The following is a 15,352-nucleotide window of genomic DNA, read 5'->3' as shown; positions in this document are numbered from 1 at the left end:
CCGATATCCATTTTTTCAAGAGTATCGTTATATCTAATTATTTAGAATCGATTCTTTTCATTTGTACCTGCACCACGGCCTTTGTAACGGTCGCGGCTTGAGTTGAATGTGTACTGTAGTGTCAAGTAGAATGAACGACTTAAATCAGTGACACAGACATAGCGTGTTATATCTCTGCTGAATGACATAACACCATAATTGCGCTGATTGAAGATGTCGTTTGCCTCGACAGAGACACTGAAGCTATTGTTAAAAAACGCCTTGTATAGTTTGGCATTTACGTAGGAGCAAGCCTTGCGATACAGGTTTCTGTCATTGCCTGCGCTCTCCCATGCCATATCGACGTTTAACCAAACGTCATAGGGAAGATGTATGGCATTCTGCCACTGAACCATCCCTTGTGGGTTATTCAAGTGTTTGCGCCCTTTCCAAGTGTCGATTGCAAACCACTGCTTCGTTAAGCCGAGATTTATGCGGGGGTCCCAAATGCCGATATTGCAACTCGCACCTATAAACGCGCGGATTGAATGTATTTCCGGGAAATTATCCAGAGTCATGAGCTTCACCTCGCCGCTTTCTCCGTAGGGCACGGTTGTAGATATGATGGGATCCTTTTTATAGGTATACGACAGTTGTGCGAAGAATCGTCTCCAAGCCCCGGTAAGTTCTACAGAGTGTATTTTCTCAGGCTTAAGATATGGATTCCCACCTTGAAGTGTATAGCGGTTGATATAGTCGATTGTGCCATCAAGGTCGCCGTAGTTTGGTCGTTTTGTCTTGCCTGTATAGTTTAATGAAAGTTGGACTTTATCTATTGTTGTCGACATAAAGAAAGAGGGGAAAAGATTATTATACGTCTTACTCTGATTCTCTTTTTTCTGCCCGTTTTCAAGATAATCGAAATTCACATGCTCATACCTCAATCCGGCTCCGAAATTGAAGCGACCGAATGTCTGTCGGAAATCAATGAATCCGGCAATATTGTTTTCGTCAACACGAGTATTGGCATCATCTACGATTTCCGCGTCAGTCACATAATCGGAAGAGAAGCGAGAGGATACGAATTCCTCACCTGCCTCAATCGTGCCGTTCCATACAGGATAACTTAAGACCAGTTTCTCTGCAAACATACGTCCCCGATTCGCGCCGAGGGAGTGTATCAACGATTTTCCATCTGTCAGGCTGATTCCATCCACCGTGACATTGGATCTTGACTTGTTCCACAGATAATCGGCATTCAGATCAATGCCGAGGTCTCCAATTTTGCCGTTATAATACATATTGGCATAATGCCGCGGGAGCTTCTTTGTGTCGCCTGAGCGCAGACTTGTGGCTACGTCTAAAATTTCATCGTCAGCCGACAAGTCAGTTACATGGGAGTGTTGCATCCTGTCGTTTGTGATTCCATTACTATAATAGGCTCCTATTGAATGCTTCTCATTAAACATATATGAGAACCACGCCTTTCCGAAGAAATCTTTCACGTTGCCGTAGCCGTTCTGAGTTATCTCTTCTTTCCACGACATAGAAGAGTTGGATATACCATATTGGTTACTCTGGAACTTTGCTATTGCCCCACCGAAATTGGCGAATACCTCCAGTCCTCCTGTCCTGTATTTGAAATTCGCTTGATTCACACTGGATACATATTTATTCTCCCTGAGGACACTCCGAAGTAAACCGCTAAAACCATCTCCCTGCGGTCGTTTCGTTGTTATACGGATTACGGAATTGACCGATGCGTCATATCTGACACCCGGATTTGTCACAACTTCAACGTTTTTTATATCAGCCGAACTTATCTGCATCAGTTCGTTGGAATCACGCACAAGACGACCGTTGATATAGATTGCCGGGGAGCCCTTGCCGAAAACCTCGAATGATCCGTCGCGTCCGACAACCATAGGTACTTGAACCAGAACATCCTCGGCTGTTCCGGCATGTTCAAGCTGTGTGCCTGCCACATTCGTCACAAGCGCATCTCCCTTGATAGCCGTTACTGGGCGATTTGATTTTACCACGACTTCACCAAGCATGGTGCTTTCGGTTGCAAGGACAATCATACCAAAATTTCCTGTCAAAGGAATGTCAAGTGTTTGTGAGGCATAACCGACAGAAGAAACTTTAATGAACCGTGGACTGTCATAATCCCCCTTGAACGCAAACGTTCCATCTTTATCCGTAATCGTACCTGCGAGATATGTAGAGTCAACTTTTAGTAAGACTACATTTACAAAATCTATTGGAGTCTTGTTTTCATCTACAACAACTCCTTTTAAATTGGGCGATATAGCAATATCAACTCTCGATTGACTCGTAGCATTTGTGTGCGCGAATGCCGCGGACGACATCACGGTCATTAGAAAAAATAAGATTGATTTAATTATTAGATTATTCATTTGCCGATATTATTCGGCAAAGTTCGGAAGACAAAATGACTTCGGCGTAAAACAAGTTTTATTCGCCCGTATTTATTGCGATAATCTTTCGGATTCGGCTGAGATATACGGGAGTAATAAGTAAATACGAAGCTATATCGCGTAGCGAAACTATGTCAAAAATCTGAGGATACTGATTGATCAAATCAATATAACGCTCTGTCGGAGTCTTGCGGTAGAGTTCAAGATAGCGAACATAAATCTCATTGAACAAGATGCCATTAAGAGAGGAAAGATTACCATCGAATGTGGTATTAATCAATTCCCTCGCTTCTGATATTCGGATTTGCGACACAGATGAAGCGGATCCGGCTTTGATTGTAATTTCAGATGGACAGCGATTATATGAGTTGTAAAAATCGACGACAATCTCACCCTCGAAGGCAAATCCAACAACGGCCTCTTTGCCGGAGGAAGTGATAACTTGATATTTGAAATAGCCGGATTCGACAACTCCAAGATATTTACCGACCTCTCCCTGTTGCACAAAGTGTTCCTCTTTTGCATAAAGGCACAAACTGCCTTTCTCGCGACAATAACTCTTTATCATCGAGAGGTCAATCAGAGAGTCATATAGATTAAACTGCGCCATATCGTTACACAAAATTAACGTTTTTTCTCAATACCCCTGCCATTCAAATCCTCAAAAATAATTAAGAGCTTGTTTAATAATAAATGTTGCTGCCAGGGTCGTATAGCTTGAGTCGATTTTCGACATGTGACGAAGGAGTGTACTTTATGTACATGACCACAGGAACCTCCGGCATTAACAAATATTGGGAAACAGAATATAATATTTTCATCGCCGCCATGCGTTAATATCTATACCGGAGTCATCCTAATTCCGGTCTGTTTATAATCGGCCCATACCAAAATGAAAGTACTCATATTCAACGGAAGCGCCCATATCAACGGGTGTACGGCACGCGCTCTTACCGAGCTTGAAAACACACTCCACGACAATGGTGTAGACACCGAGCTTATAAATATCGCCAACCGCGACATACGCGGATGCATAGCATGCAACCATTGTCGCGAGCACGGACAGTGTGTATTCAACGACATCGTCAACGAAACCGCACCCAAATTTGCCGAAGCCGACGGCATCGTAGTAGGCACTCCGGTATATTACGCACACGCCAACGGACAGGCTATTGCATTTCTCGACCGATTGTTTTACAGTACAATGACCACTGTCGACAAGACAATGAAAGTAGGAGCCGCCGTAATCTCATCACGTCGAGCAGGCTCTACATCGGCCATGGATGAAATCAACAAATATTTCACTATCAGCTCCATGCCGGTAGTATCAAGCACATATTGGAATGAAGTCCACGGCTTCAAGGCCGCCGATGTCGACAATGACCTGGAGGGACTTCAGACAATGCGCAACCTCGGACGCAACATGGCGTTTCTAATCAAAGCTATCCGCTCTCAAAGGGAAGCCAACGGAGGAGTGCCCGAACAAGAGCGCAGATACTTCACCAGCTTTTTCGATGATTAAACCCGCATTGTATCCTGCATGAACTCGGCACCACACGGCGCCGAGATAAAAACGTGGCGTTTCGTTTTGAAAAATGACAGGAAGTGACTAACTTTGCGTAGTGATATCGATAATCGAGCATATAGAATATCTGGTGCTCCGACATGACTGCGTTGTCGTGCCGGGCCTTGGTGCGCTTATAGCACACCATACTCCCGCATCTATTGACTCGGAACTGGAATGCATATTTCCACCCCGACGTTCGATTACCTTTAATGCCGAACTTGTACACAACGACGGACTGCTTGTAAGTTCCGTTGCCCGTCGCCACCGCCTTACATACGACCAGGCCGCACAGATTGTGACCGATTGTGTGAATGCGATGCGCTACCAGTTGCAACAGGAAGGTGAAACAGGCCTCGGACATCTCGGAGTATTGTCGCTGTCCGAAGAAGGTGTCCCGACGTTCGAGCCATTCGAAAGTGCTGATGTATCCCCACGCTATATCGGATTGAGCGCAGTAAAAGCCACTCCGCTGAGTTTACATTCATCAGCGCAGCATGTCGCCGATGAAAACTCACAAACGACTGAGGCCTCGGGTTCATATGCGCCTGTCAGGCGCGGAATACTCCAGGTAGCGGCTGCTATGGTAGCGCTAATTATGCTTGGACTCATGCTGTCGACGCCGATTGTCGACAACCGCGCCATGCGCGCTTCAATGGCCCCGTCTATCGAACGGAGCAAATCGTCGGCATGCGATGAGCTAAAGACACTTGACAGCCGCACACGCCGGCTCACTTTGGCGATAGCTATGCCTGACTCGACATACGGCACAGCCACAGTCATCACCACCCCTATCGTAAAACGCGAAGGACCTGCTCCGGTAGAAAGCATCCGCTGCGACGCCACCGACCGCTACTTCCTTGTTGTAGCATCCCTTCCTTCGGCTTACAAGGCCTCGGAATATATCGAAGAGCACCCCAACGGCAATGAAATGCATCTGCTTGAATGCGACGGCCGTTATCGCATATACGTGGCCACAGGCAAGACTTTTGAGGCTGCCCGACGTCCAATGTCGCAGGAAGGATTTTCCGACCGATACCCGCAGGCTTGGGTATGCCGCAGATAACCTTCATACCGTGAGTTTTCATGGCAATCGTACAGAGATTGCATATGTCAAATATATCCTTCAATACAATGACTTCATTCCACGACCTTATAACAAACCGTCGCAGTATACGCCGATATACCGACGAAGAGATATCAGCTGAAGATGTCAAGACCATCATGGAGGCTGCCTTAATGGCCCCCACAAGTAAAAGCAGCCGCCCATGGCAGTTTGTAATAGTAGAGGACGCCGCCAGGCTTGAAGCTCTCAGCAAATGCAAAGAAGCCGGAGCAATGCCGATTGCTAAAGCACCGCTTGCCATAGTGGTAGCTGTCGATGTGGAGGCAAGCGACCCATGGATTGAAGATGCTGCAATCGCCGCGACTTTCATACAGCTTCAGGCACAGGATCTCGGACTCGGCTCTTGCTGGATACAGATACGCGGACGATATACCGACCGCGACCTCGAGTCTGAAACTTACGTACAAAATGTACTTGATATGCCTGACACCATTCTTCCAGTTGCGATAATAACAATCGGACATCCTGCAGAAGAGAAAAAGCCACAGAATCTGGAAAAACTGCTATGGGAGAAGGTACATATAAACGAATGGAAGGAACGTTGACCGGGCAGTCATCAGACGATTCAGTGCGCATTGTACTGCTGGGCTCCGGAAACGTGGCCACACATCTGGCCAAAGTGCTTGCTCCGAATATCGTGCAGATATGGTCGCGCAATCCACGTCATGCCGAAACTCTTGCACACGACATCGGCGCCGAAGCCGTAGAAAATATCAATGACATAACACTCGAAGCCGACCTGTATCTGATTTCGGTAAGCGACGACGCCATAATCCCGCTTGCAATGCAGCTTAAAGGCCGCAAAGGCATATGGGCGCACACCTCCGGCTCAATACCGGCTACGGCTTTGGATGGTGTCGGCGATGCCCATGGTGTATTCTATCCGTTGCAGACATTCTCACGTGATGTAGATGTCGACATGGCACAGGTACCGGTATTCATTGAAGCCTCCACACCTGAGGCCGCCGGCAAACTGAAGAAGACCGCCGCGATATTCACATCCCACATATACGATGCCGACTCCGACAGGCGCCGCCGACTTCATATCGCAGCTGTTTTTGCATGCAATTTTGCCAACTACATGTGGCTCAAGGCCGACACTCTTCTCCACGATGAAGGACTTGACATACGTGTATTTGCACCACTTATCGAGGCTACGCTCACTAAAGCGATGACAACCGGGCCTCGCGACGGACAGACAGGGCCTGCCCGACGTGGCGACCGGTCGGTAATAGCATCCCACGAATCAATGCTCCAGGGCGATGACCGGGAAATATATTCACTGCTATCAGACTCAATACTAAAATATTTCAACAAATGAGCAAGATTGACTACGACTTGGAGCTCATACGCGGCATAGTATTCGATGTAGACGGTGTGCTATCACCCTCTTGCATACCTCTGGGAGGCGACGGGATGCCACAACGCATGGTCAATATAAAGGATGGCTATGCCATACAGCTTGCCGTGAAATGCGGCTACAAGATTGCTATTATCACAGGAGCCGACTCACAGGCCGTATACGACCGCTTCAGCGGACTCGGCGTTAAGGACATATATATGAAAGCCGGCGTCAAAATCAACATTCTACACGAATGGATGAAAAGCCGTGGCCTTAAACCGGAAGAGGTGGCATACGCTGGAGACGACATACCCGACTATGAAGTAATGCGCCATGTCGGACTCCCGGTAGCTCCTCGCGATGCGGCTCGCGAAATAAAGGAGACTGCACGATACATATCGCCATGCGATGGCGGATATGGTGTAGGCCGCGACCTTATTGAGGAGATAATGCGTGCACAAGGCCACTGGATGAAAGATGAAAAAGCCTTCGGATGGTAATACGCCAATAATTAAGAAATAAATAATCTACTGATTTTTATATTTGCCAATCAATCTTCAAACTATAACTATCCCCTTAAAATGAACCTAATGAAAACTATGATTTCAGCCGCAATGACTGCCGTCATATGCGCCACAGTACCAAACACAGCTGCAGCCGACGAAGGTGCGTTTGATCTTTCGTCGCAACGTTCAGAGGTACAGCAACTCAACCCTGTGCCCGGAAAAAAAATTGATCATCAGGGGCTGATAATAAACCCCACCCCCCACAGCATCGACATCGACCGCACATCAGTCTACACTCTCCCTGCCACAAAAAAAATCAACGATAAAAAAGGAAAATTTGCTTATACAATAGCAGAAGTCGTACCCGGAGGAATAGACCTGTCTATTGATTTCGGAGAAAAACAGGCTAAAAAAAATGGAGTCGAACTTCGACCGGAAGCCTATAAACTTACCGTTGATAAAAAAGGAGTCACCATAACAGGATATGATGAGGCAGGCGCTTTCTACGGTCTGCAGACCCTGCGCCAGATACTCACATCGGAAATTGCCTCATCTGGCACTATTCCGCATATGACTATCAACGACTGGCCATCGCTGTCGCGCCGAGGTGTCATAGAGGGATTCTATGGTGCTCCATGGAGCCACGATGTGCGCCTGTCGCTCATTGACTACTATGGGAAAAACAAGCTCAACAGCTATTTCTTCGGGCCTAAGGACGACCCCTATCACAGCACTCCCCACTGGAGACAGCCCTACCCTGAACCCGAAGCTAAAAAAATCAAGGAACTGGTAGAGGCCGCCAACCGCAACCATGTCGACTTCATCTGGGCAATCCACCCCGGGGGAGATATCCGCTGGAACGAAGCCGACTACGATAGCCTTGTCAACAAGCTCGATATGATGTACGACCTGGGAGTAAGGGCATTCGCTCTATTCTTTGATGATATCGACGGCGAAGGACGCAATCCGGTGAAACAGGTCGACCTGTTCAACCGTCTCAACCGAGAGTTTGTGAAAAAGAAAGGCGATGTAAGCAATCTCGTAGTATGCCCGACCGATTATTCGCGCCTATGGGCCAAAACCGATTCGGCCGGCGCACTGGCCACATACGGGCGCTCGCTCGACAAATCGATAGAAGTATTCTATACCGGCGACGTAGTTTGCAGCGACCTTACACACGAAACAATGGACTTCTTCAACGGTCTTATCCGCCGCCCCGGATTCTGGTGGTGGAACTATCCCGTATCTGACTACTGCCGGAATTTCATACTTCAGGGCCCGGTATACGGACTGGACACTACAATCACAGAAGAAGATGTTGTAGGATTCGGGACAAACCCCATGGAACATGGCGAAGCCTCTAAACTGGCTCTTTATGGTGTAGCCGACTATACCTGGAATACCCCCGCCTACAATGCCATCGACAACTGGGAACGCGCCCTATCCGATCTCGCCCCCGATGCCACTGACGCATACCGCACATTCGCCATACACTCTGCAGACACCGAAAACGGATACCGACGTGATGAATCGTGGGAAACTTCGACCTTCTCTCTCAACGAATACACTCCTGAAAAAGCCGCGGCTATGCTGGCTGAATTTGAGAAAATCGAGAAAGTGCCTGCCACTATGGAGGCGAAATGCAACAATCAACTGCTGATGAAGGAGCTTAAGCCCTGGCTTACCGAATTTGGCAAACTCGGCAAGCGCGGAGTTGAAGCCATCGGCCTGATTGAACAATACCGCGCCGGCAACGACTCAATATTTTGGACCGGATATGTAGATGCGCTTATGACTCCTGAAGAACGCAAAGCCTACGACGCCCACAAATCAGGCACCCTGAAACTGCAGCCTTTTATCGAGAATGCGCTCGAAGACATGGTAATCGGATTCTACGGTCGAGTTGCCGGAAACACTCCGGCCATTCATATCCCTATCGGCTCATATCCCAACCTGGCCACACGCCAGTCGCGCCTGATGACCGACAGAGATACCACAAACCACTATACCTCGGCTGAAGCGCAGAAAGATGGCGACTGGATTGGTCTCGACCTCGGCACACTCCGTAAAGTCAACAACATACGCGTGATGCAGGGACGTAACTCTACAGCCGACACCGATTATTTCGACAATGTCGTACTTCAGGCATCAGCCGACGGACATACATGGACCGACCTCACATCTCCGCTAAAGGAGACGTATGATATCATCTGGAAAGATGACAACGGAATCGATGCCCGCTACGTGCGCATAAAGAGACTCGACTCCAAGCGCACAAGCTGGACCACAGTGAGAGAATTCTTCGTAAATCCCGTCACCGCCGACAATCTTCCCTACAGCGCTACCGCATCTGCAGTCGACATCATGCTCAACGCCTTTGACAATAATCCCGACACATATTCTACCCTTGCGGGAGACACTTGGAACATCACTCCCGAGAGCGGAGCCAACTCAATTCTTGTACTCAGCAAGACAATCGACAATCCTGTCACTGTCGACCAGATAGACGCAAAAGGCAATATCGTGTCATCCGATACAATTACTACACCTTGGCGCAAAATCAATCTTGCAAACGGCACAACTAAAGTCAACTTCAGCTCGGCAGGAGCTGACATTTGCGAGATAGTAGTGCTCTGACACCGATAATTCATACACAGCCTACCATAATGGCAAAGTCAACAGTCCCTACCGATTTTATCAACGGCCGTAGATTGCTCCTCGCAAGCCATTCTCCTCGTCGACGTGAACTCCTCGCGATGCTTGACATTCCGTTTGAAATAGCCGAAAGCATCGACGTCGACGAAACATACAGCCCCGACATGCCAATCGAGGATGTGCCGGCACATCTTTCTCAGAAAAAAGGCGACGCTTATTGCAGCCACCTGAAAGATGACGAAATAATAATCACCGCCGATACCGTGGTGATAATCGACGGTATGATTCTCGGCAAACCAAAGGACGAAGCCGATGCCATAGAAATGCTGAAAGCACTTCGTGACCGGAGTCAGACTGTAGTTACCGGAGTCACCCTCACCGACTCAATCCACCGACATACATTCTCGGTAAGCACCGACGTACGGTTTGCCGCCATTTCCGACGATGAGATACAGTATTATGTAGAGAAATATCGTCCGCTCGACAAAGCCGGAGCCTACGGTATCCAGGAATGGATAGGTGCAATCGGTATCGAAAGTATCAGCGGCAGTTTCTACAACGTGATGGGACTCCCTGTACACCGACTATATAACGAATTGAAAAACTTCATTGACCCTGTATAAATTAGAGCATATCTATAAGCGCACATTCACACTCGGATAATATCCATGTGCAAAACATCATCCTAAATTGTAGAAGTGGGGTGGCCCGATTATTGGCCACCCCACTTCTACAATTTTACAGTTATGTCTAACGCAATTATCTTATAGGGATATTAAGCGTAGCCTTACGAAGCCCCGATGCAATAGCTGTAACAGTCACTACACCGGATGGATTGTCCGCATCATCGGCATTGATGCCCTCAATGATTGCTGTACAGCGCCCTGAAAACAAATGCATTCTTGGCTCTTGCAACGGGTCAAGAGAGGTGGGGTCACCATTAGCTGCAGCGCGGAACCGACCCTGACCTTTCACCTCGAATTCTACAAGCCGCGAGTCATCAGGACAAAAATTGCCATCCCGGTCAACAACACTTACAGTGATGTAAGCCAAAGGCCGGTCGGCATCGGCATTGGCAGTCAGCTCGGCCTGCGATGAAGAAAGAGATAACGCATAAGGTGTGTCTGCTGTACGCACCGTCTGCTCCATTGCTGCACGTCCGTCGTCATCATATGCAACGACACGTATTTCGCCCGGGGTGTAAACAACATAGTCCCAGACAAGACGATAACGACGTATCAGCGCAAGAGAATCACCTGCAGCTACGGCACTGTCAGCTTCCACAGCCGACAGTTTACGGCAACGGCCCATGCTTACCCCATTTATCCAAAGCTCGCCTTCATTAAAATCCGTATAGGCGATAACAGGAGTAATCTTTCCCTCGCGTCCGGGATGTGTCCAATGAGGAGCGACATATAGCGTGTGGTCATCTTTACGCCATTGTGAGCGATACAACCAATAACGGTCCTTAGGTATTGACGCAAGGTCTATTATCCCAAACAGAGAGCTATGGCTCGGCCATGCATCCGTATTGTAAGGCGAAGGTTCGCCAAGGTAATCAAACCCCGTCCAGACAAACTGCCCCATGGTCCAGGGAAAATCATCGGCAAGAGCAAAATCAACTTCGGGAATATTGGCCCACGCACATGATTCAACCTCATAGGCATTGCTTTGATGGTCGGGATACGTAGCATTGCCGGAAATCTCGACAGGCCATTTGTATACTCCACGCGAACTTACCGCCGATGCCGTCTCCGACCCCAGCACAACACGCTGAGGAAGCATATCGTAGGCTTCGTGGTATTTATGAGTGCGATAATTGAGTCCGGGCATATCGAGAGCGGCGGCAAAGCCGTTTTCGAGCGTACATGCCACCTGGTCCATTCCCGCAGTGACAGGACGTGTCGGATCCTCACGATGGCAGATATCGCGTAGCCATGCAGCCATAGCCGCGCCATCCTCGGAACATTGGGTAGGCACCTCATTGCCCACCGACCACATGACTACCGAAGGGTTGTTGCGATAGTGTCGAAGCATTTCTACCATGTCACGCTCGGCCCATTCGTCCCAGAAGCGATGGTAACCGTTGCGGCACTTGGCAATCTCCCATTCGTCAAACGGCTCAATCATCATCATAAAGCCCATCTCGTCACAAAGCTCTACAAGCTGAGGATCGGGCATGTTATGGGAAGTGCGCACCGCATCGCAGCCCATCTCCTTCAGCATCTCAAGCTGATGACGCAGAGCATTTCGATTGACTGCGGCACCGAGTGGACCAAGGTCATGATGGTTACATACTCCCTTAAACTTGCGATGATGGCCGTTTAGATAGAATCCACGGTGGGGTATCACTTCTATCGTGCGTATGCCGAAGCGGGTTGTCACAGAGTCACACAGATATCCTCCTGTATCGTACACACGTGTCACAGCGGTATACAGACATGGAGATTCGGGCGACCATAGCGCGGGAGAGGATACTTCGATATTCTGCTCCACACAGCCGGTCGAATCAATATGAGACACAATACCCGACATACGTCCCGACGAAATGCCATTCGGATTGATTATCTCCGTATCAACACGTACGCCGTGTGTCGGCGAAACGGCATTCACCAATGTGCGTATCCTTACAGTGGCAAAATCATCCTTGACATAGGGTGTGGTGATATGCACTCCCCATACAGGCACATACAATGAGTCTGTAGTAAGCAGATGTACGTTGCGGTAAAGTCCGGCACCAGGATACCAGCGCGAGCTAAACGGAAGATTTTCAAGCCGCACCATCACCACATTGTCTCGTCCATCGGGATTGAGATACGGGGTGACGTCGAAATGAAACGAGGCATAGCCATAAGGCCATTCGCCTACCTTATGTCCATTTACCCATACCTTAGCCTCGCTCATGGCTCCGTCAAAAACAAGTGTAGCCATTTTGCCGGGCCTCACATCGAAACTTCGACGATACCATCCTATGCCCATGTATGGCAGACCGCCGGTGCGACCGGTTTTCAACGTGGGATGCGTCTCTCCATCCTGTATGACCTGTACAGTCTGGAGATCGTTGCTCATGTCAAACGGCTGGTCGATAGCCCAGTCGTGTGGCACACTGACACTCTCCCACCCTGTCGAACGGTCGGCTTTCAAATCGATATTTGCTATATCGCCGCGATGAAATTCCCACCCTTTTCGAAGCGTAACCATCTCCCGGGCTGTTGAGTTCAAGGCCATAACGACCAGCGACAGTAAAAATATTCCGGTTCTTCTCATAAGCAAGTCAGAGTGTGACGGTGGCTGAAAGCAGCAGATTGTCGGAAGAATGGCCTACACGTATGGTAAAGTCACCCGGTTCTACGCGGAAACCTCCGAAATCCATATCATAAAAAGCAAATGCCTCTTTACCGAGCGTGATGGTGACATGACGTTTCTCTCCCGGTTGTAAAAACACCTTCTCATAGCCTTTAAGCTCCTTGGCAGGTCGGGGCACGGAGCATGACGAATCGGATACATATATCTGGGCTACCTCGGCTGAGGCAACACGGCCTGTATTCTCTATATCAAAATCGACAGTCACACTGTCGGAAGATATACGCGTCACCTTCAGCCCTGAATAATCGAAAGTAGTATAACTCAGTCCGTGACCGAAAGGATAAAGAGGCTTCACTCCCGTACGGTCATAGCCACGGTAGCCTGTAAATATGCCCTCGCCGTAGTCGATACGAGCCGATTCCCAACGCGGATTGGAAGTAGCATGGTAATATGCCGATGAGGGATTGTCAGCCTCTGTTCGTTCTATGCTTATCGGCAGACGTCCGGAAGGAGAGAGTTTACCTGTGAGAATTTCTGCAATGGCTTGCCCCCCTTCCTGACCGGTATGCCATGCCATCAGAATGGCCGGGACATCATTGTGCCACGATTCCATTTCTACCGCACCTCCGGCATTAAGCACTACGGCAACTCTGGGATTGAGTGCTGCGACACGCCTGATAAATTCCACTTTATATTCAGGAAGAGCAAAAGGACGGTCAAAGCCCTCGCCTTCCGTATCGCTGTCAAAACCTGTACACAACACTACATTATCGGCTCTCTTTAATTCTTTCGTTAAAGTATCATCATCAAATTCCATCATCGCAAAATCAATTTTCGCGTCGGATATATTGTCGAAATACTCGATACGCAGATTCAACGCCTGTCCGGCATCGACCGGAAGCTGTATCTCCCGTCTGGAGTAAGAATGATTTCCCCAGTCACCTGCAACCACTTTTCCATTGACGTATACACGATAGCCGTCATCACCGCCGACCGATAGCTTGAGATTACGCTTACTGTCGGCAGGCGCTACCCAACCGGTCCAGCGCACTGAGAATCCGTCAACAGGGATTGACGCGTCGGGCGAACCGCTTCCCCAGTCAAATGAAATAACCGAATCGCAACGCACTGCCGCAGGATTACCCTCAAATGATTTATTGGGGAAATACTCTCCGGTAAATCCGCGTGATGTGCGAGTAGAGTCAGTCCATACGTCACAGCCTACTATATCACGAAACAGAACGCTGTCGGTAAGAACAACGGTATTACGGCGAATTTTCTTCATTCCACCGGCAACCGTTGTCGTGCGGAACGGACTTACAAACCCACTGCCGCCTCCGGTAGTAACATGGTCGGCATAAGGACCGAGCACTACTGTGCGTCCCTTAAGCGGAAGCATGTCATTATCATTTTTTAGCAGGACTATTCCGCCACGCGCGGCATCAAGAGCTGTGAGCGATGATGACTGCGCGTCGAGAGCTATAGAAGAGTCACGTTGCTCGCGGTCGAACAATCCGAATCGGGAATATGTACGCAGAATCCTTGCTACCTTATCATCAACAGTAGCCTGCGACACACGGCCTGTCTCAATGGCGGCCTTGAGTTTTTCCGGAGTAAACCATACCGCTTTTGGCATTTCAAGGTCAAGACCGGCATTAGCGGCACCGACTGTCGAATACACTGATGTCCAGTCGCTCATAAGTATGCCGTCGAACCCCCATTCACCCTTGAGTATATCGTTGTTGAGCCATGCATTCTCGGTGGCATGTACGCCATTGAGTGGATTATAACTGTTCATTACCGCCCCGACACCGGCCTCCACAGCCTTTCGGAATGCAGGAAAATATATCTCATTGAGAGTACGCTCGTCGACCTCGCTCGACGCATGATGGCGGCTCCATTCCTGATTATTTGCGGCAAAATGCTTAACAGTAGCCATGACCCCGCGCGACTGCATGCCTCGGATATATGCTACAGCAGTTTCCGATGCGAGGTAAGGGTCTTCGCCCATGTATTCATAATTGCGGCCGCACAGGGGGGAACGATAGATGTTGACACCAGGTCCGAGCATAATGCCGACACCTCTGGCCCTGGCATCATCGCCGATGCTCTCCCCTACACGCCGGGCGATATCACGGTCCCATGACGCGGCGGTAAGGATGCCACACGGATAGAGAGTAGAGTGCGGTGCATGATTGCGCACACCCTGAGGGCCGTCGGCCAGCAGCACCCTGGGGATACCAAGGCGCGGTATGGCGCGTATAGAGAACGATGTTTCGCCCGACAGGAGCGAGATTTTCTCGTCAATAGTCATTTTGTCGACCAGTTGCCTGGCCCGGGCATCATGGTCAGTCACACCTGCCGCAAAAAGTGCAGTTGAGAGAGTGGCGGCTGCCAGTGTAGCAGCGCATTTTTTGTATAAATTCATGATAA

At 49.1% G+C, this 15,352-nt stretch carries 11 protein-coding genes; 7 read left to right on the top strand and 4 right to left on the bottom strand.

Translation table 11 applies throughout. The annotated features are described in order from the left end of the window. Window positions 1–41: 41 nt before the first annotated feature. Window positions 42–2,351, bottom strand: coding sequence for a TonB-dependent receptor domain-containing protein (locus tag ADH68_RS08685; RefSeq protein WP_161953077.1), 2,310 nt, complete (start codon window positions 2,349–2,351; stop codon window positions 42–44). Window positions 2,352–2,457: 106 nt separating this feature from the next. After that, the gene (locus ADH68_RS08680) at window positions 2,458–3,030 is read right to left on the bottom strand and encodes a Crp/Fnr family transcriptional regulator (protein WP_068961154.1); all 573 of its coding nucleotides are present in this window, start codon (window positions 3,028–3,030) and stop codon (window positions 2,458–2,460) included. A gap of 282 nt (window positions 3,031–3,312) precedes the next feature. Between ADH68_RS08680 and ADH68_RS08675 the strand changes: the two genes are divergently transcribed. The 7 genes from ADH68_RS08675 (at window position 3,313) to ADH68_RS08645 (ending at window position 10,236) form a co-directional block, all read left to right on the top strand. Continuing rightward, a complete protein-coding gene (locus ADH68_RS08675) occupies window positions 3,313–3,942 on the top strand; it encodes a flavodoxin family protein (protein ID WP_068961155.1) in 630 nt (209 codons plus the stop codon). A gap of 100 nt (window positions 3,943–4,042) precedes the next feature. Beyond that, window positions 4,043–5,050 (top strand): HU domain-containing protein, encoded by a 1,008-nt coding sequence (locus ADH68_RS08670; RefSeq protein WP_068961156.1) that lies wholly within the window; start codon window positions 4,043–4,045, stop codon window positions 5,048–5,050. Window positions 5,051–5,118: 68 nt separating this feature from the next. Next, window positions 5,119–5,655 carry a nitroreductase family protein gene (locus ADH68_RS08665; protein ID WP_068962092.1) on the top strand — a complete coding sequence of 179 codons (537 nt, stop codon included), beginning with the start codon at window positions 5,119–5,121 and terminating at the stop codon, window positions 5,653–5,655. Continuing rightward, complete coding sequence (locus ADH68_RS08660; RefSeq protein WP_068961157.1) at window positions 5,640–6,431, top strand: Rossmann-like and DUF2520 domain-containing protein; 792 nt, start codon at window positions 5,640–5,642, stop codon at window positions 6,429–6,431. Before ADH68_RS08665 ends, ADH68_RS08660 begins: the two co-directional genes overlap by 16 nt. Beyond that, entirely contained in the window at window positions 6,428–6,952 is a 525-nt protein-coding gene (locus ADH68_RS08655; protein WP_068961158.1) for a KdsC family phosphatase, read from the top strand. Before ADH68_RS08660 ends, ADH68_RS08655 begins: the two co-directional genes overlap by 4 nt. 90 nt (window positions 6,953–7,042) lie before the next feature. Next, window positions 7,043–9,595: a beta-N-acetylglucosaminidase domain-containing protein gene (locus ADH68_RS08650; protein WP_162288386.1), complete on the top strand. Its 2,553-nt coding sequence runs from the start codon at window positions 7,043–7,045 to the stop codon at window positions 9,593–9,595. Window positions 9,596–9,624: 29 nt separating this feature from the next. Next, window positions 9,625–10,236, top strand: coding sequence for a Maf family nucleotide pyrophosphatase (locus ADH68_RS08645; RefSeq protein WP_068961160.1), 612 nt, complete (start codon window positions 9,625–9,627; stop codon window positions 10,234–10,236). 136 nt (window positions 10,237–10,372) lie between these two features. On the opposite strand, the gene ADH68_RS08640 is transcribed toward ADH68_RS08645, so the two are convergent. Then, window positions 10,373–12,880, bottom strand: coding sequence for a glycoside hydrolase family 2 TIM barrel-domain containing protein (locus ADH68_RS08640; protein WP_068961161.1), 2,508 nt, complete (start codon window positions 12,878–12,880; stop codon window positions 10,373–10,375). 7 nt (window positions 12,881–12,887) lie between these two features. Then, window positions 12,888–15,347, bottom strand: coding sequence for a beta-glucosidase (locus ADH68_RS08635; protein ID WP_068961162.1), 2,460 nt, complete (start codon window positions 15,345–15,347; stop codon window positions 12,888–12,890). Window positions 15,348–15,352: the final 5 nt, after the last annotated feature.

It is taken from the genome of Muribaculum intestinale, assembly GCF_002201515.1.
GTDB classification, from domain to species: Bacteria; Bacteroidota; Bacteroidia; order Bacteroidales; family Muribaculaceae; genus Muribaculum; species Muribaculum intestinale.
The sequence above is the reverse complement of the archived record's forward strand: the minus strand, read 5'-3'. Positions and strand labels throughout refer to the sequence as shown.

Excerpts from the sequence above, each read along its gene's own strand:
- ADH68_RS08685 (WP_161953077.1), bottom strand. The coding sequence starts at position 2,351 with ATGTCGTCCGCGGCATTCGCGCACACAAATGCTACGAGTCAATCGAGA.
- ADH68_RS08680 (WP_068961154.1), bottom strand. The coding sequence starts at position 3,030 with ATGGCGCAGTTTAATCTATATGACTCTCTGATTGACCTCTCGATGATA.
- ADH68_RS08645 (WP_068961160.1), top strand. The coding sequence starts at position 9,625 with ATGGCAAAGTCAACAGTCCCTACCGATTTTATCAACGGCCGTAGATTG.
- ADH68_RS08675 (WP_068961155.1), top strand. The coding sequence starts at position 3,313 with ATGAAAGTACTCATATTCAACGGAAGCGCCCATATCAACGGGTGTACG.
- ADH68_RS08665 (WP_068962092.1), top strand. The coding sequence starts at position 5,119 with ATGACTTCATTCCACGACCTTATAACAAACCGTCGCAGTATACGCCGA.
- ADH68_RS08650 (WP_162288386.1), top strand. The coding sequence starts at position 7,043 with ATGAAAACTATGATTTCAGCCGCAATGACTGCCGTCATATGCGCCACA.
- ADH68_RS08635 (WP_068961162.1), bottom strand. The coding sequence starts at position 15,347 with ATGAATTTATACAAAAAATGCGCTGCTACACTGGCAGCCGCCACTCTC.
- ADH68_RS08655 (WP_068961158.1), top strand. The coding sequence starts at position 6,428 with ATGAGCAAGATTGACTACGACTTGGAGCTCATACGCGGCATAGTATTC.
- ADH68_RS08660 (WP_068961157.1), top strand. The coding sequence starts at position 5,640 with ATGGAAGGAACGTTGACCGGGCAGTCATCAGACGATTCAGTGCGCATT.
- ADH68_RS08640 (WP_068961161.1), bottom strand. The coding sequence starts at position 12,880 with ATGAGAAGAACCGGAATATTTTTACTGTCGCTGGTCGTTATGGCCTTG.